The 15206-nt window shown below is 57.2% G+C and carries 15 protein-coding genes; 7 read left to right on the top strand and 8 right to left on the bottom strand.

Annotation, left to right across the window (positions count from 1 at the left end; all coding sequences use genetic code 11):
* Window positions 1-43: 43 nt before the first annotated feature.
* Window positions 44-1144, top strand: coding sequence for a DUF418 domain-containing protein (locus AC1RSM_RS08930; RefSeq protein WP_492931651.1), 1101 nt, complete (start codon window positions 44-46; stop codon window positions 1142-1144).
* Here the strand turns inward: AC1RSM_RS08930 and AC1RSM_RS08925 are convergent.
* Complete coding sequence (locus AC1RSM_RS08925) at window positions 1141-2061, bottom strand: LysR family transcriptional regulator (protein ID WP_492931649.1); 921 nt, start codon at window positions 2059-2061, stop codon at window positions 1141-1143. The two genes, AC1RSM_RS08930 and AC1RSM_RS08925, sit on opposite strands and share 4 nt — an antisense overlap.
* Before the next feature lie 108 nt (window positions 2062-2169).
* On the opposite strand from AC1RSM_RS08925, the gene AC1RSM_RS08920 reads away from it, so the two are divergent.
* Complete coding sequence (locus AC1RSM_RS08920) at window positions 2170-3012, top strand: branched-chain amino acid aminotransferase (protein ID WP_492931647.1); 843 nt, start codon at window positions 2170-2172, stop codon at window positions 3010-3012.
* Window positions 3013-3033: 21 nt separating this feature from the next.
* Window positions 3034-3327: a DUF1330 domain-containing protein gene (locus AC1RSM_RS08915; RefSeq protein WP_492931645.1), complete on the top strand. Its 294-nt coding sequence runs from the start codon at window positions 3034-3036 to the stop codon at window positions 3325-3327.
* Between the two features lie 62 nt (window positions 3328-3389).
* Here the strand turns inward: AC1RSM_RS08915 and AC1RSM_RS08910 are convergent, their stop codons facing one another.
* From AC1RSM_RS08910 to AC1RSM_RS08895, 4 genes are read right to left on the bottom strand one after another with little or no spacing between them, the layout of a single operon-like run.
* A complete protein-coding gene (locus AC1RSM_RS08910; RefSeq protein WP_492931643.1) occupies window positions 3390-4319 on the bottom strand; it encodes a DUF6999 family protein in 930 nt (309 codons plus the stop codon).
* 3 nt (window positions 4320-4322) lie between these two features.
* On the bottom strand, window positions 4323-6233 hold the full coding sequence (locus tag AC1RSM_RS08905) for an iron-containing redox enzyme family protein (RefSeq protein ID WP_492931641.1): 1911 nt from the start codon (window positions 6231-6233) through the stop codon (window positions 4323-4325).
* A gap of 14 nt (window positions 6234-6247) precedes the next feature.
* Window positions 6248-7162, bottom strand: coding sequence for a fatty acid desaturase (locus AC1RSM_RS08900; protein WP_492931639.1), 915 nt, complete (start codon window positions 7160-7162; stop codon window positions 6248-6250).
* Window positions 7159-7902 (bottom strand): sterol desaturase family protein, encoded by a 744-nt coding sequence (locus AC1RSM_RS08895; RefSeq protein ID WP_492931637.1) that lies wholly within the window; start codon window positions 7900-7902, stop codon window positions 7159-7161. Before AC1RSM_RS08895 ends, AC1RSM_RS08900 begins: the two co-directional genes overlap by 4 nt.
* Before the next feature lie 192 nt (window positions 7903-8094).
* Between AC1RSM_RS08895 and AC1RSM_RS08890 the strand changes: the two genes are divergently transcribed.
* From AC1RSM_RS08890 to AC1RSM_RS08880, 3 genes are all read left to right on the top strand, one after another.
* The gene (locus tag AC1RSM_RS08890) at window positions 8095-8958 is read left to right on the top strand and encodes a pirin family protein (RefSeq protein WP_492931635.1); all 864 of its coding nucleotides are present in this window, start codon (window positions 8095-8097) and stop codon (window positions 8956-8958) included.
* A gap of 145 nt (window positions 8959-9103) precedes the next feature.
* Window positions 9104-9451, top strand: coding sequence for a hypothetical protein (locus tag AC1RSM_RS08885; RefSeq protein ID WP_492931633.1), 348 nt, complete (start codon window positions 9104-9106; stop codon window positions 9449-9451).
* Window positions 9452-9521: 70 nt separating this feature from the next.
* A complete protein-coding gene (locus tag AC1RSM_RS08880) occupies window positions 9522-11081 on the top strand; it encodes a TerC family protein (RefSeq protein ID WP_492931631.1) in 1560 nt (519 codons plus the stop codon).
* Window positions 11082-11130: 49 nt separating this feature from the next.
* Here the strand turns inward: AC1RSM_RS08880 and AC1RSM_RS08875 are convergent, their stop codons facing one another.
* Window positions 11131-12105 (bottom strand): FecR family protein, encoded by a 975-nt coding sequence (locus AC1RSM_RS08875; RefSeq protein ID WP_492931629.1) that lies wholly within the window; start codon window positions 12103-12105, stop codon window positions 11131-11133.
* 163 nt (window positions 12106-12268) lie between these two features.
* Window positions 12269-13171 carry a LysR family transcriptional regulator gene (locus AC1RSM_RS08870; protein ID WP_492931627.1) on the bottom strand — a complete coding sequence of 301 codons (903 nt, stop codon included), beginning with the start codon at window positions 13169-13171 and terminating at the stop codon, window positions 12269-12271.
* 89 nt (window positions 13172-13260) lie between these two features.
* On the opposite strand from AC1RSM_RS08870, the gene AC1RSM_RS08865 reads away from it, so the two are divergent.
* The gene (locus AC1RSM_RS08865; protein ID WP_492931625.1) at window positions 13261-13848 is read left to right on the top strand and encodes a DMT family transporter; all 588 of its coding nucleotides are present in this window, start codon (window positions 13261-13263) and stop codon (window positions 13846-13848) included.
* Window positions 13849-13858: 10 nt separating this feature from the next.
* Here the strand turns inward: AC1RSM_RS08865 and AC1RSM_RS08860 are convergent, their stop codons facing one another.
* On the bottom strand, window positions 13859-15040 hold the full coding sequence (locus AC1RSM_RS08860) for a multidrug effflux MFS transporter (RefSeq protein WP_492931623.1): 1182 nt from the start codon (window positions 15038-15040) through the stop codon (window positions 13859-13861).
* Window positions 15041-15206 lie beyond the last annotated feature (166 nt).

Raw genomic sequence — 15206 nt, 5'->3', positions numbered from 1 at the left:
TCAACATTATGGCATTGAACATGCGCTCAATCAATAAACATCTATGTCTACGACTCTCAGAAACTCCTCTATCGACCTGGTGCGAACCGCCGCTTTGATTGGTATTTGCGTGGTTAATCTGCCTTTTTTGGCAATGAGCAACGATGTGCCCACGGCGGACTCCCCCTACTACGACCAGGCCGCCGCCTTCCTGATCGAATTCCTGTTTCAGGGCAAATTCTTCCTCTTGTTTTCGCTGATTTTTGGCTGGGGCATAGAGATTCAGGCTCGCTCCGCCGCACGCGCAGGTGTCGCGCTCAGTACGCGCTACTTTCGTCGCCTAAGTGGTTTGGCTTTATTGGGCTGCCTACACGCCACCCTGGTGTTCACGGGCGATATTTTGTTGCTCTACGCCGTGCTGGGATTGCTGATCTGGCCGCTGCGCAATCGCACACCCGCCAGCCTGATGAAAATCGCGCTGGGCATGGTGTTTGTCGAGTTCTTAAGTCTTGCCGTGATTGTGAGCATGCAGTCGAGCTACGAGCAATTGAGCTCTACCTACTCCTTGGGCGGTGCTTTTTCCCACGCCACGTTTGCCCGCCTGGAGCAATGGCCTGAGACCTTTGGCTTTCTGATTCTGTACCAAGCCCCTTTGGCCTTCGGTGCCATGCTGATGGGACTGGCTGCCGCCAAAAGCAATTTCTTCGAGCCAGGCAGTCCGGGCCTTAAGAAACTGGGCAAGGCCTTGCCCTGGATTTTGCTGCTTGCCCTGCCTTTGAACGTCTTGAGCGCTGCAACATCGGAGGAAGACAACCTGCTGGGTGTGATTGGCCTCATGAGTGTGGCCGTAGGCGCGCCTTTGCTTTCGGCAGTGTATCTGTACCTGCTGCTGCGCTGCGCAGAATGGATACGCCTGCCCACACTGCTGATCGAAGCAGGCCGCAACTCGCTCAGTGCTTATGTCAGCCAAGGCATTCTGGCCGGCGTGATATTTAGCAGCTACGGTCTGGGCTGGTTTGACGCCTTTGGCAATGCCGCCTTGCTGCCCATGGCCATCGGCCTAGCCTTGCTTGCCATGGCCTTGACCGGCTTGCTGGCCCAGCGCTGGGGACGCGGCCCGCTGGAGGCCGTATTAAGGCGCATCACTTACGGTGCAAGCCGCTAACGCTGCCCGAACAAATCCGAGATAACCGTGCGCAGCCACCGCACGCCTTCGTCCTGCCGGCTGCGCTCGTGCCAATGTACCCGTACATCAAAGCTGGGCAGGGCCAGGGGCGTGGGCACAATGCACAATGCCGCCGGGTTCTGGAATGACAAGACCGCCACATTGGGCACGGTCAGCAAATAATTGCTGTTCACCAGAATCTGTTCTGCCGCCAAGTAATGCGGAATGGTCAGGCTTATATTGCGACGCATATCCAGCGCGCGTAGGGCATTTTCCACCAGTGAATGACCGCTACTAGTGGCATCAATGGCCAGATGGTCGGCGGCTACGAAGGTCTCCAAATTCAGCTCGTTTTTAGCCAGGGGGTGGCCTTTACGCATGGCGGTCACATAGCGTTCACGACGAAAAATTCGTGAATGCACCCGCCCTTTAATCATGGGCAAAGAGCCAATAGCCAGTTCAATCTCGCCCGAACTCAAACCACTTTCCAGCGCTTCCCAACCCAGGTTTTTAACGACCAGACGAATGCCCGGTGCGTGCTTGGCAACAAAATTGTTCAGCCCAGGCAAAAATACCAGTTGGCCAATATCGGTCATGTGGACCTTAAACACCCGCGTGGACTGAGCCGGATTGAAACCCTGGGTCTGTGTCAGCGCTATGCCGACCTCCTCCAGCAAGGGCTGCAGTTTCTCTCGTAGCGCTATGGCAATCTGCGTAGGAGCCACCCCGTAGCGTGCCCGTACAAACAAGGGATCGCCCAAAGCCTGCCGCCAGCGCTGCACCATCAGGGAGATGGCAGACTGGCTGACGCCAAGACGCAAAGCCGCTTGGCTCAAGTTCTGGCATTCGCAGATCAGACAAAAAGCGTGCAATTCCGCCAGCGTCCAGTTATATGTTTTGTAAATATCAGATAGCACGCTGACACCACCTCAAGTCGGTTTTTGCTCTCTATTATGTGTATTGGAAATAGTACAACGGCACACTAAAGTGCCACTACGACACAATCAGATTTGGAGGGAGGCCCCATGAGTAAAAATGAAATCACCTGGTCTAACGGCCAATGGCATAGCACCAGCGCGCCTCTGATTGGCGCTACCGACCACGCGTTCTGGATGGCCACCACCGTCTTTGACGGCGCACGCTCCATCCAGGGCCACACCCCGGATCTGGATCTGCACTGCGAGCGCTTGAACCGTTCAGCCGTCACTTTGGGAATGGAGCCAGTAAAGACGCCTCAGCAGACCGTAGATCTGGTGTTAGAGGGCCTGAAACAGCTGTCCCACACCACGGACTACTACATCAAGCTGCTGTATTTCGCACCCGGCGGCTTCATCCAGCCTGATCCATCTACAAGCCAGTTGGCGATTCATATTTTTGAATCCCCAATGCCGGACGACAGTGGCTTTAGTGCCACCTTCAGCGAGTTTTTGCGCCCTGACCCGTCCATGGCCCCCACGGATGCCAAAGCCTCCTGCCTGTACCCCAACACCCAACGCATCTTGCGTGATTCCAGCGCACGCGGCTTTGATAACGCCATCGTGCTGGACTCCAAAGGCAAAATTGCCGAATTTGCGGTTGCTAACCTGTGGATTGTGCGTGACGGCGTGGTGCTGACCCCCGAGCTGAACGGCACCTTCCTGAATGGCATTACCCGTCAGCGCGTCATGCAACTGCTACGTGACGACGGCATTGAAGTACGTGAAGCCAGCCTCACGCCGCAAGACGTGTTGGATGCAGACGAAGTATTTAGCACCGGCAACTACGGCAAGGTCTTGCACTGCAATCGCATTGACGATCGCCACTATGCACGTGGCCCGGTTGAAACCCGCGCCCACGAGCTCTACATGGCTTACACCCAGCGCAACTGATTCCAAGGAAAATCTCCCACCATGCCGGCCTACTTAATTGCTCGCGTACAGGTTCATGATCCGGAAACTTACGCCCAATACACCGCATTAAGCCCTGCGATTATTACCGCCCACGGGGGACGGTTTCTGGCGCGCAGTCAGGCGCCCATCACCCTGGAAGGCCCGACTGACGCCCGCAGAACGGTGGTGGTGGAGTTTCCTGATGTCGCGCAAGCCCAGGCCTTTTATGAATCGGCCCAGTATCAAGCGGCCAAAGCCATCCGTGAACCGGCCTCGCAGGCGGAGTTCATCATCGTGCCGGGGTTTGACGGCTAATTCCTGCGTGGGTTTGCCTGATAGATAGAAAAAAACGGCTCATTTACGAGCCGTTTTCTGTATCAAGCCTCTGTGGCTGCAGGGGCATCCTGCACAGGACGGTGCTCCTGCCCGCTTTCCTGTTCCGCCTGCGCCTGCTTCATTTGATTGAGCAAGCTATGCAGCATTTCCGTAGACAAGCCATGCAGCACCAAACGGTAACCGGCGCGTAGCGTGGACATGGGCACCAGTGGGTGACCGTTGTTCACCAGGATCAAATGCTCGGGGGCCTGCAAAATCTTGGCGGCATAAATACCGATGGTCTCATCCAGCTGCAGGGAGTTAGCCGCACGCCAGAAGTCGTTATCGGTCAGCAGCAACTGATACAGGGGCGTGAACAGTTCGATGGCACTTTGCAGGTCCATCTTGTTCAGCGCGCCTTGCGGCATATCATCCAAGGCCAGAGGCACGGGCTGGATCATGGAAAAATCCACTCGCTCCGGCGGGCCGATTTCCTGATTATTGTCCCGCAGGGTCTGGTTCAAACGGATCACAAAATTGAACAGGTTCAAATCGTGCTTCACAAACGTGTGATCGCGCAATTCGTCAATGTTCATGGGGGTCAAGGGCGTGGTCGGCACTTTGGTGGGCGAGTTGGCCGCAATAAAGGCCAGCACCTGTGATCCCAGATGGAAGTGGCGCAGAATCAGCCAGTTTGCTTCGGGCGAAACAAAGCGCTTCAACCCCCACACCAGAATGCGATGCAAAAGCCCGGAGTGCGACCATTTACGCGGCAAAAAGGTTTTGACGATCTGAATCACCACGATCATCAAGCGTGCCAGCGGCCGCAAAAAGGGCAACAGATACTGGCGCGAAGAGGAACTGGAATCGGCCAGCCACGCCTGCTTGACCTCGTCCGGCAAGGGGGTGCTGCGATCCAGGTACAAGGCCCGCCAGGGATTGGGGTCCTGCGGGTCATGCGGTTTGCTTAAAAAATCCGGGGTGTGGTCCATGACTTAAAACTCTTTCGCGTATTGAAACTGCATCAGGTACAAAGCAGCCGTACGGCGTGCGGTTTCGATAATGATCTGCTCGGCACGGCCCGTTTCATCGCAATCCAAAGCCAGCTCGACCGCCACCAGCCAACGTGCCAGATGATGCTCGTCGTTCATGCCGTGATAGTGCAGGAAGCGATACATATTAGGTTCCAGCGACAGCGAGGACTTCAGCAAAGGCAACAAGGCCGGCACGATGCGTTGGCCCGTGCCTTCGATAATATAAATCGCGCCCAGCAAACCGATGGGGTCCTGGCTAGCAGCCAGACTGTGCAAATAGGCATTTAACGCCTGACCACCGGGGTTGCGCTGCAATTGTTCGATCTCTGTCGCCGTCCCGCCCGCTTGCTGATAATCCTCGAACAGGATTTTAAAGTCGTCCTGTTCTTCACCGGCATGCATGCGAATAAGTTCCGCCAGCGGAGCGTAGGTGGGCGACAAGGAGTCGCACGCTTCCCGCATCCATTTCGCCCCTTCGCGCACTTGCGGAATCCAGTCTGCCATCCATTTTTGGTAATCCTGCAGGCGCATGGACCCGTCATGCAGACTGCGCAGCAAAGGTGTGCGCCAGACTTGCGAGCGGTAATCGTGCCAGATGGGTGCCAGGCGTGTCAGCAGATCGCGCAAGCCTTGCGGTGCATTGGCCGGATCATGCGGTGGAGCAATATCTACCTGGTCCACCGACACCGGTGCGGACTGCGTGGCAGAAGGGTACGACACGGCAGCGGCCGGAGCGTCGCAGGCTTCTACTTCCAGCAACATATATGCCGTCATGAAGCGGCCCGACTCAGGCACGTAGCACAGGATTTGTTCGCCGGGCGTCAAGGTCCGATCACGCATGAACTCAGCCAGCATGATCAAAATGGAAGCAGCGCCCGTGTTGCCGCGCCAGCGCAGATTGCTGTACCAACGCTCGGCTGGAATCGACAAACCGGCTTGCTCCAGCAGATCCGCCACCACGGGGATAAATTTTTCGGACGAGTAGTGGCACAGGAAATGGCTGATGCGCTCGGGGTCTACCCAGCCGTCACGCACCAGCTTCACGTATTCGTGGATGCCAATATCAAACAGATGGGGCAGCAGGCGAATGTCCTGACGCAAGGACAAAGCCCCCGCTTCCTCAGCGGCCGCCCAGGAGTCGTAATCCAGATGGCTGCGGGTGGAGTCCCGCGTCGAGCCTAGCTGCATGCAAACCGGATAGTCACCCGAGAAGGATTTTTGATGAATCCAGCGCAAGCGCAGACGGACACCGGGCTGCGTCGTAGGCAAGACCTGATCTTTATGGCTGAGCAACGCAGCACCCGCGCCGTCAGACAGCATCCAGCGCAGGAAGTGGGAGTCAAAATCAGCCTGATAGCCTTGCGAGGCAAAGCGCGAACGGCGGAACAGCCGCGACGGCATTTCACTGGCCACGGCCATGCCATGACGATGGGCACCCAGCTCAATCCCTTGGGCAACCGCTTGCAAGGCTGTCACGCCTGCCGCGCAAATCCCGTGCACGGAATGTACTTCCAGCGGAGGAGCGCCCAATTCACCCTGAATGCCATTGGCAAAACCAGGCATCAGCAAATCGCCACCGGAGGACCCACTGGCCAGCAGGCCAATATCGCCCATGCTCAGTCCCGCCTGCTCCAAACACGCGCGCACCGCATTGGCGGCCATTGCCGTGTTGCTCCAGCGGGTGCTGCCATCTTCAGCAATGGCGTAATAACGCTGCTGAATGCCGTTTTCAGCCAGAATGCGCTGTTTGATGCGCCCCGAGATACGGTTCAAAGGGGCAATAAAGTTGTCCATCGCAGTGTTATCGACCGGCTCGCCGGGCATGAACCACTGGGCCTGATGGATAACGACCTGATCAAAGGCCACGGGCATAGAAATACTCCTGATTACACGGAATCACGCCGACGCTCCGTTTGGCCCACGGCGTTCAAAGATTGACTGCGGTAACGGGGCACAAACAGGCCCAGCACAAAGACACGCAGCATATAAGGCACCAAGCCCCCCTCGTTCAAGGCATCGGGGGTACGGGCTCGGTATTCGTTCTTGTGCAAGTGGGTCAACTCGGACCAATGCGCACGCGAATGTTCATGGTGGGCCACATGCAGGCCGATATTAAAGAGCAAAGGATTGACCAGCCCTTCGAAATTACGGGCATAGGCCAGTTGCTCGCCCTGGCGAGCCTGAGGCCGACCATCAGCATGAGCGTGCTGCAGATAATTGGTGGTCAGCAACCAGTGCAAACCGTGCAGCTGCGGCACAATCACATACAGTAGGCCTTTGACCGGGTCCAGGGCCAACGCCAATGCCCAGCTACTTAGCCAAAGGCCATATTGCGCCATGCAGTAAGTCCAGACGCCCGGCCAAAAACGGCGCAAACGTCCCAGCCACGTAAAAATATAAGGATAAAGCGCAGGAGCAGCCTCAAAGGGGTGCATCAACCAGCCCAGCGTGTCGTTAGTATCGCCACGCCAAAAGCGGTAAGTGCGGGCGATGTCTTTTTCCCCGTGCTTGTAGCGATGATGGTTGCGGCCATGAGCAGGCCAGAACACACAAGCGGGATGCCCTTGCAGCAAGGTCAGCCAAAAATCCGTCAGGCGATTGGCCAGACGGCCATGCCACATGCGCAGATGAAGGTGGTTGTGACTGATCACCCCCACGCCTAGCGTCAGAAACAAAAGCAGGCCGTACAAAATCCAGGAAAAGCCACCCCGCCACAAGGCGATCACCAAGACAGGGTAGGCAATCAGGTACAACAAGCTCTGCCAATCACGCCGGTTACGCAAACGCCAGCCGGAGCTCATCCCCGCGCCTCCTTGGGGGCGGGCTGGTCTGGCAAGCTAGTACCAAACAGACGATCCATGAAACTGAACTGAAAGCCGTAATTACCGTTGTAGCGGGAATGGTGGCGTTGATGGCGACGGCTGGCCGCCAGCCAGTTGCGGCTGGAAACGGTGGGGAAAAAATCGTAATTGGAGTGGCCGATGCTGTTAAAGAACAGGCTGAACAAGGGCACGGACAATAAGGACCAGAAGCTGAAGTCATGCACCACCATGGGCAGCAAGATGACATTGCCCAGCATCAGCGACTCAATCGGATGAAAGCTGTAGGTGGAAAACGGAGTAACCACCACCGAGGAATGATGCGGGACGTGGTAGCGGCGCAGCCAGGGCGTGTGCAGAAGACGGTGATTCACCCAGAAATGCACATCGTTCCAGATCACCAGTGCCAGAATTTCCAGGGCAATGCGGGTCGCACTGGCGTCAGGCGTCAAGCGCGCCCAGCCCAATTGCAGCAAGCCCCAGGGAAAGACCATGCCCAGGCCAAAAATCAGAATGGCCGAACCCGATTGCAGTAGCTCCCGGCGCAGTTGGCCAGGACGCAAGGGACGCGTATCCAAAGGGCGTCCCCAGCCCAAGGCAGGAAAAAGCCAATGTGTCAGCGCCAATGTGGCCACTGCAAACAGCAAGTAAATGCCGCCGAAAAACAATAAGCCCACGCCCATGACTTGCCAGACGCTTAAGGCTTGGAAAGCCTGCCCCATTCCACTCTCTAGGTAACAAAGTGCGCTAATGCTAGCGCGGGTAAGAAGATTACGTTTGTTAATTTGGTTACTAATTGCTCAGATGCTGTCTCGTTCGCAATAGCAATACAGTTTTGCAATAAGGGGGGCTAATCAGGGCCCGGTTTCGCACCTATCCTGTGGGGTATGCATTTTTTTTCCGGAGCCTGAGCCATGAAGAAGGTCGCCAGCATTTTGAATCCTTGTCCGTCCCTGGGAGGCGATGACGGGCTGGCTGCGCGCGCTTTATTCAGCTATCAGGACCATGCAGACCAGCACAGTCCCTTTTTGCGGCTGAACTACGCCGCCCCCACGTCTTACCCGCCACAGTCCCGGCGCAGCAAAGCCTGTGCCTCCCCCTTGCGCGGCTTTGATGTGCTCACCCTTGTCTATGAAGGCCAGATGGAGCACCGCGACTCCAGCGGCAACAGCAGTTTTCTGGCTCCGGGTGATGTGCAGTGGCTAGGGGCAGGATCGGGCCTGATGTATCAAGCCTGCCATTCAGAGCAGTTCGCCCGGCAAGGCGGCCTCTGGCACATGGTGCAGTTGTGGGTCAATCTACCCGCCCACGCGAAAACTTTGCCACCGCAACACCAGTACCTGCCCTGTGCCGACGTACCGACCGTCTCCCTGGCAAACCAAGCCGGCCAGCTGCGGGTGATTGCCGGACCGTATCAAGATCAGCAAGGTGCACTGCGCAGCCACAGCCCCCTGCTTGTGTGGGACATCCACCTGACGGCTGGGCACGAACTGAGCCTGGAAGTGCCCCAGGGTTGGAACACCAGCCTGCTGCTTTTGCAAGGCCAAGCCCAAATCAATCAGCAAATCCAGGCCCGCCCGGCACAGGTAGTCGTACTGGGGCAAGAAGGGCAGGAGATTGAGCTTCAGGCTGCAAGCGACAGCCATCTGCTCTTATTCAGTGGTGAGCCCATCCTGGAACCCGTGGTGGGCTACGGCCCGTTTGTGATGAATACACAACAAGACATCACCCAGGCCATTACGGACTTTGATGAGGGGCGTTTTGGCTATGTGGTCTGATGTGGACCTTCGTACCCGAGAGCAGCGCCACCACGGCGCAGCTTGTGACAGCCGCCAGCCTTGCGGCCCCCTCTTGATGGCGCGCTTGCCTTGAGCCAGCCCGCTTACGATATACTGAGCCGTCATCGACTCCCTTGAAGACACCATGAGACGTTGGTTCGTCGTCGTCTTACTTCTTATCCTCCCTCTGCAGGCTTATAGCTCCCACTACCACGCAACCGTGCAGGGTGGTCAAAACGCATTGTTCGTCCAGCACGAATCCAGTGCGGAGCCTGTTGAGCGCAGCCTTACCCCCGGACCTCATCCTTTGCAGCAGCTTCGCGCCGTTTTGGCGCAAACGCCGATGCAACTGTACGCTGATCACGCGGATACGCCTTTGCCCTGCCCGGTACAGTCTTTCTGGCTGCATGCCTGGCCTGCGGCTTGCCCGCCTTATTCCTTGCCTGCTATTTGCTGCGAGTTTGCTCCGGAGCACCGCCCGCCGCGCGTCTGATCCTCTGACGCGCCCCGGCGCCCTGCTCCCGCTTTTTTGCACTAATTATTCTGTCTAACAGGACAACATCATGGAATGGCTACTCGATCCCGGCATCTGGGTCGGTTTATTAACTCTTGTGGTGCTGGAGATTGTTCTCGGCATCGACAACCTGATCTTCATCGCCATCCTGGCGGACAAGCTGCCGCCCCATCAGCGCGACCGCGCCCGTTTGATTGGCCTGTCGCTGGCGCTCATTATGCGTCTGGGCTTGCTAAGCGTGGTCTCCTGGCTGGTTACCCTGACCGCCCCGCTGTTTTCAATAGGACCACTCAGTTTTTCCGGCCGCGATCTGATTCTGCTTCTGGGTGGTTTGTTTTTGCTGTTCAAAGCCACCAGCGAATTGCACGAACGCCTGGAAGGTAGCGGCCACCACTCCAGCGCCAACAAGGCCTACGCCAGCTTTGGTGTCGTCGTTGCGCAAATTGTGGTGCTGGACGCCGTGTTCTCGCTGGATGCAGTGATCACTGCCGTGGGTATGGTGGAAGAGCTGCCCGTCATGATGGCTGCCGTCATCATCTCGATTGCCTTGATGATCTGGGCTTCCAAACCACTGACCAGCTTTGTGAACAACCACCCCACCGTGGTTGTGCTGTGTTTGAGCTTCTTGCTGATGATTGGTCTGACGCTGACCGCCGAAGGCCTGGGCTTCAAGATCCCCAAAGGCTATCTGTACGCCGCCATTGGTTTTTCCATCCTGATTGAGTTCTTCAACCAGATCGCTCGCCGCAGCCTGCTGCGCTCCGAGTCGCGCCGGCCCTTGCGTGACCGCACGGCAGAGGCCGTGCTGCGCATGCTGGGCAACCGTAAAGGTGAAGACAAGGACGACAGCCAAAATGACGGCCAGCCAGAACTGGACGAACAGGCTTTCCGTACCGAGGAGCGCAATATGGTCAGCGGGGTGCTTAGCCTGGCCGAGCGCCCTATCCGCTCTTTGATGACGCCCCGTCAAGAAATTACCTGGCTCAATATCGAAGACTCCACCGACACCTTGCGCCAGCAATTGCGCTCTACCCCGCACAGCTTCTTGCCCGTGTGTCAGGGCGACTTGGATCAGGTGGTGGGTGTGGCCCGTGCCAAAGACTTGCTGGCCGATCTGGACGATTACCCGCAAGTGAAACTGTGGCCAGACTTGCGCGAGCCCATCATCGTGCATGAACACACGGATGTGCTCAGCGCCATTGCCATGTTGAAGCAGTCCAACGGGCAGTTTGTCCTGGTTACTGACGAATATGGGGCGATTGAAGGCTTGCTGACCCCCATCGACATTTTGGAAGCCATTGCTGGCGAGTTCCCCGACGAGGACGAACAACCCGCTATTCAGCAAATTGGCCCCAATCTGTGGCAAGTGGACGGCGGTATCGACTTATTGCTGCTGGCCCAGGCCGTGGAAGCGGACGACCTGCTCTTGAAGGACAGCAGCTTTAATTCCGTGGCGGGCTTTTTGCTGGAACGTCTGGACTCTTTGCCAACGATTGGCACCGTGGTGGAGGCCGATGGCCTGCGCTTCAAAGTCACGGAAGTCAGCCAGCGCCGCATTGCTACCGTGCATGTCAGCCGCTTGAATGAGCCACAAGAGACTCAGGAGTAAAGCAGGATAAAGGGTGCGAAGGTCTGAAGTTCAGCCCTTCGCACTCAGCTTAAGCGCGGCTTAGCAACACAATCCCGCCGGGGAATCGCATGATGCTCAGTCCGTACAGCTCCTGCAAGGTATCCAGCGCTTCAGGCAAGCGATCCAGGTTGACGGCAAAGTTCACCAATAGATGCCCCAATGTGGCATCTCTCAAAATCAAATGGCCAGCCCAGTAACGATTCAGCTCGGCCAGAACCTGCGCTAGCGGCTGTTCATGAAACACCAGATTGCCTTGACGCCAGCTAGGCAAATTATCGGCCGATACCGTCTGCACTGAACTGATGGCATGGCGTCCATACACCAGTTGCTCACCCGCCCCCAGCCTGTACCCTTGCCCGGCAAAATCCACTTGAGCACTACCGGACAGACAGGTCACCTCGGTTTTCCCGTCCAGATAGCGGATGTTGGTGCGACCATTAAAGGTCTGAATCGCCCCCCCGCCAGCAAATACGGTGCACACCTTGGCAGAGCGCTCGGACTGGCGCACTTCAATTTCCCCGTCCAGCAAGGCCACCACACGGCCCACATGCGGGTCGTCGCTGACATTCAGGCGGCTGCGGGTATTCATGTCCAGCCACACCTGATCCAGCAATTGCACACGTCGTTGTTCACCCGCGCCGGTGCGATAGTCGGCACGCAAATCCGCCAGCGAAGGCCACAACTGCAGCGGCGGCTTGACCACCAGATAAAGGCCGCCGCCCAGCAACAGGCCGCCCAGCAGGGCGCGCCGCAGGGGCTGGTGGCCGCGTGGCCGGGTCAACTTGGCTTCGCGCAGCCAATCTTCACGGTTTTGGGGCATGGCATCCCACATTTCACGCGCTTGCGCGAAAGCGGATGCGTGGGACGAGCTGCGACCACACCAGCGGCGCAGTTCCCGGGCCTGACGAGAGGTCAGCGAGGACGTTTTCAGGCGGCTGACCCAGGCTCGTGCCTCCTTGTGCAAGGTGTCTTCATCCAAATTCAAGGCATTAGCAGGGTTCATCAACAATCAATCTATAAAGCACTACACACGGGCTGCTTAGGGCAGCTCAAATCGTTTTATTCCTTCGTTTAAACGCTACAAAGAGAGAATTCAACGGCAAACGTAAATTGTCGGAAACTCCAGGCCCTATCGTCAAGCTACTGCCTGTAATAAGCATCAGCGGCTAATCCTCACAACTGCGCATTAATTGCTGGCGCAGCCAGACGTGGGCCGGGTCGGCATGCCGACGGCTATGCCAAACCTGTTGAAAAAGTACGGTGGGGATAGGTAGGGGCGGCTGGAAAAACACCAGCTTGGCGCTGTCACGCAAAGGCCCGGCAATACGGCTGGATACCGTCAAGACCAAATCTGTGCCCGTCAGTACCTGGGCCGCCGCACTCCAATGGGGCAGTGACAGCATGATCTGACGTCGCAGCCCCTGGCGGCTGAGCACATTATCCACTTCGCTTTCCCCTCCGGGGCGCATGGAGACCAAAACGTGGGGCCGCTGCAACCAATCATCCAGCGTCAGGCTGCCCGCTTCCCCCACACTGGCCGCGTCGGCAATGCAAATTAGATGCTCTTCAAATAAGGTCTGCGCCTGCAGGCCGGGATGGATTTCAGAAAACACCCCCAGAGCTAAATCAATTTCGCCATCTTCCAGCTGCATCAACATCGCTTCCCGGCTGGCCTGACTGACCGCCAGACGAATACCAGGCGCATCCCGACGCAATATGCGCATCAAGCGCGGCAGGACGATGTGCGCACCGTAATCGGACATGGCGACACGGAATTCCCGCTGCTCGCTGGCCGGGTCAAAGCCACCGGCATCCAGCAAGCCATTCAGTTGCAGCAAGGCGTGTTCCAAAGGCCGCTGCAATTGCAGGGCCAAGGCCGTCGGTTCCAGCCGTGAACCGCGCCGAATCAATAAGGGATCGTTAAATATTTCCCGTAAATGCGCCAAGGCATGGCTGACCGCTGGCTGGCTTTTATGCAGCCGACGCGCGGCACGCGTCACATGTTGCTCAGTCAGCAAAGCATGCAGGCTCAGCAGCAGGTTCAAATCGATGCGTCGAAGTTCATCCATATAACGAATATTGAGTGTGCATACTATTAATTTCAATAAGAATAACGAATAGTGCACTATAGAGCATTGATTCTTAAGGAGTGCCACTAATGCCCAGTACCGCTTTATTCAGTATGTTGATAGCGCTTGTTGCCGGATCTGCCGTGCCTTTTCAGGCGGCCAGCAATGCCGTTCTAGGTAAGGTCCTGGGCCATCCGCTGTGGGCGACTCTGGTTTCACTGTGCATCAGTGCGGCACTGGTCGTACCGACCTTATGGTTGATGCGCGCACCGGCTCCCCTGACTGCGCAACTGGCGAACGCACCCTGGTGGGTATGGACCGGCGGTATAGGAGGGGTGATTTATATCAGTGCTGCCCTGATTCTGACTCCGCGTATGGGAGCAGCCAGTTTTATCGTTTGTGTGGTGGCGGGCCAAATGCTCAGCTCCATGCTGATTGACCACTATGGCCTGATGGGACTGACCCCGCGCCCGGTACATATGGGGCGCATCGCAGGTGTCTTGCTGATTTTGATGGGTATGGGTCTGGTGCAGTGGTTCACGCCTTCGGGGCCAGTTGCAGACACTGAGGCCACAGACAAGCACGCCACTGCGGATCAGAGCCCCCGACACATGGCCCAAAACAGCGATCCCAGCACGAGTGCCAGCCCAAAGGATCAAGCCAGCACACGTTCTTGAGGACTTAGCTTTAAGGAGCTGGGCAGCGGTACTGGCAGCACCACCAGAAACCGGCTGATAAGGAAGCGGCGCACAACATGCCCAAAGCCAGCAGCAAGCCGCTATCAAACAGCAGCGGCGCCACGACTCCCGACACAGTGGCAAACAAAAGCATCTGCCAGGCACTTTGAACTGAGGAGGCCAGCCCGCGCATGGTCGGGAAGGTGCCCAATGTCACCACCGTCATACCAGGCAAAGCCATCGACATGCCAAAGGCGTAGACAAAGATAGGCATGACCGCCCAAGGCACTTGGGCCTGAAACAGCAGGTTGTACAAGGTGTTGATCGCCGCCCCGGTCAACATGATGGTCAAGCCCAGCCGAATCATGCGGGCGGGGGCCAGCTTCTCGGCAAAGCGGGCATTCACGATGGAACCACCCAGCAAACCGCCAATAAAGGGCAGGAACAGCCACGCAAAGGCCGTTTCCGTCAGGCCCAACACGCCAATGACAAAGCTGGCCGCCGACGAGATATACAAAGCGAAACCCGAAAACGCACAGGCCACGGCAGAAATCGCCAGCACGAAGCGGCCATTACGCAGCGCGCGGCCGTAGTTGGCCAGAATCACCATGGGCTTCATGGGCTGGCGCGAGGCCACCGGCAAGGTCTCGGGCAACTGCCGCCAACAGAGCGCAATCAGAGCAATACTAAGCAGTGTCAGCATCCAGAACACCGAACGCCAGCCAGCGTGACTACTCAAATATCCGCCCACGACCGGCGCAATGGCCGGTGCCAGACTGAACACCATGGTGATATGCGCGAACAGCCGTTGAGCGGCCACGCCTTGCACACAGTCCCGAGCCAGTGCCTGCCCCACAACGCGCCCCGCTCCGGCCGAACAGCCTTGCAGCATGCGGAAAAACAAGAGCCAGGAAAAACTGGGAGCCAAGGCTGAACCGATGGAGCCAATCAAAAACAGGATCAGCGAGGCAAGGATGACGGGACGACGTCCGAAGCTGTCAGACAGCGTGCCCCAAAACAGGCTCATGAAGGCAAAGCCAAACAAGTACAGACTTAAAGTCTGTTGAACCATTGACTGGTCAACGGAAAATTCGTCACCAATGCGGTGAAATGACGGCAGATAGGCATCTGTGGCAAAGGGCCCCAGCATGGCCAGCGCCGCCAACACCAAGGTCAGCTTGCGGTAATTCATAAATTGCTTTGGAAAACAGGGAGGGCGCCAGAAAACAGCGCAAGAAAAGGGGCATGGTACCCCTGAATCTGACCGTACGGATCAGTTATATACGGGCACTAGTGTATCAAGCGATATAGCCAGGGTCGAGACCGGGCCACGGTATTCAGGCCCGGTTCTCTGCTGA

The organism is Alcaligenes sp. GW821-FHT11D07, assembly GCF_058808495.1.
The sequence above is the reverse complement of the archived record's forward strand: the minus strand, read 5'-3'. Positions and strand labels throughout refer to the sequence as shown.

Bases quoted from the DNA above. Each gene is read 5' to 3' on its own strand.
- AC1RSM_RS08905 (WP_492931641.1), bottom strand. From the start codon at position 6,233: ATGCCCGTGGCCTTTGATCAGGTCGTTATCCATCAGGCCCAGTGGTTC.
- AC1RSM_RS08875 (WP_492931629.1), bottom strand. From the start codon at position 12,105: ATGAACCCTGCTAATGCCTTGAATTTGGATGAAGACACCTTGCACAAG.
- AC1RSM_RS08930 (WP_492931651.1), top strand. From the start codon at position 44: ATGTCTACGACTCTCAGAAACTCCTCTATCGACCTGGTGCGAACCGCC.
- AC1RSM_RS08870 (WP_492931627.1), bottom strand. From the start codon at position 13,171: ATGGATGAACTTCGACGCATCGATTTGAACCTGCTGCTGAGCCTGCAT.
- AC1RSM_RS08885 (WP_492931633.1), top strand. From the start codon at position 9,104: ATGAGACGTTGGTTCGTCGTCGTCTTACTTCTTATCCTCCCTCTGCAG.
- AC1RSM_RS08910 (WP_492931643.1), bottom strand. From the start codon at position 4,319: ATGGACCACACCCCGGATTTTTTAAGCAAACCGCATGACCCGCAGGAC.
- AC1RSM_RS08890 (WP_492931635.1), top strand. From the start codon at position 8,095: ATGAAGAAGGTCGCCAGCATTTTGAATCCTTGTCCGTCCCTGGGAGGC.
- AC1RSM_RS08895 (WP_492931637.1), bottom strand. From the start codon at position 7,902: ATGGGGCAGGCTTTCCAAGCCTTAAGCGTCTGGCAAGTCATGGGCGTG.
- AC1RSM_RS08915 (WP_492931645.1), top strand. From the start codon at position 3,034: ATGCCGGCCTACTTAATTGCTCGCGTACAGGTTCATGATCCGGAAACT.
- AC1RSM_RS08920 (WP_492931647.1), top strand. From the start codon at position 2,170: ATGAGTAAAAATGAAATCACCTGGTCTAACGGCCAATGGCATAGCACC.
- AC1RSM_RS08900 (WP_492931639.1), bottom strand. From the start codon at position 7,162: ATGAGCTCCGGCTGGCGTTTGCGTAACCGGCGTGATTGGCAGAGCTTG.
- AC1RSM_RS08860 (WP_492931623.1), bottom strand. From the start codon at position 15,040: ATGAATTACCGCAAGCTGACCTTGGTGTTGGCGGCGCTGGCCATGCTG.
- AC1RSM_RS08865 (WP_492931625.1), top strand. From the start codon at position 13,261: ATGCCCAGTACCGCTTTATTCAGTATGTTGATAGCGCTTGTTGCCGGA.
- AC1RSM_RS08880 (WP_492931631.1), top strand. From the start codon at position 9,522: ATGGAATGGCTACTCGATCCCGGCATCTGGGTCGGTTTATTAACTCTT.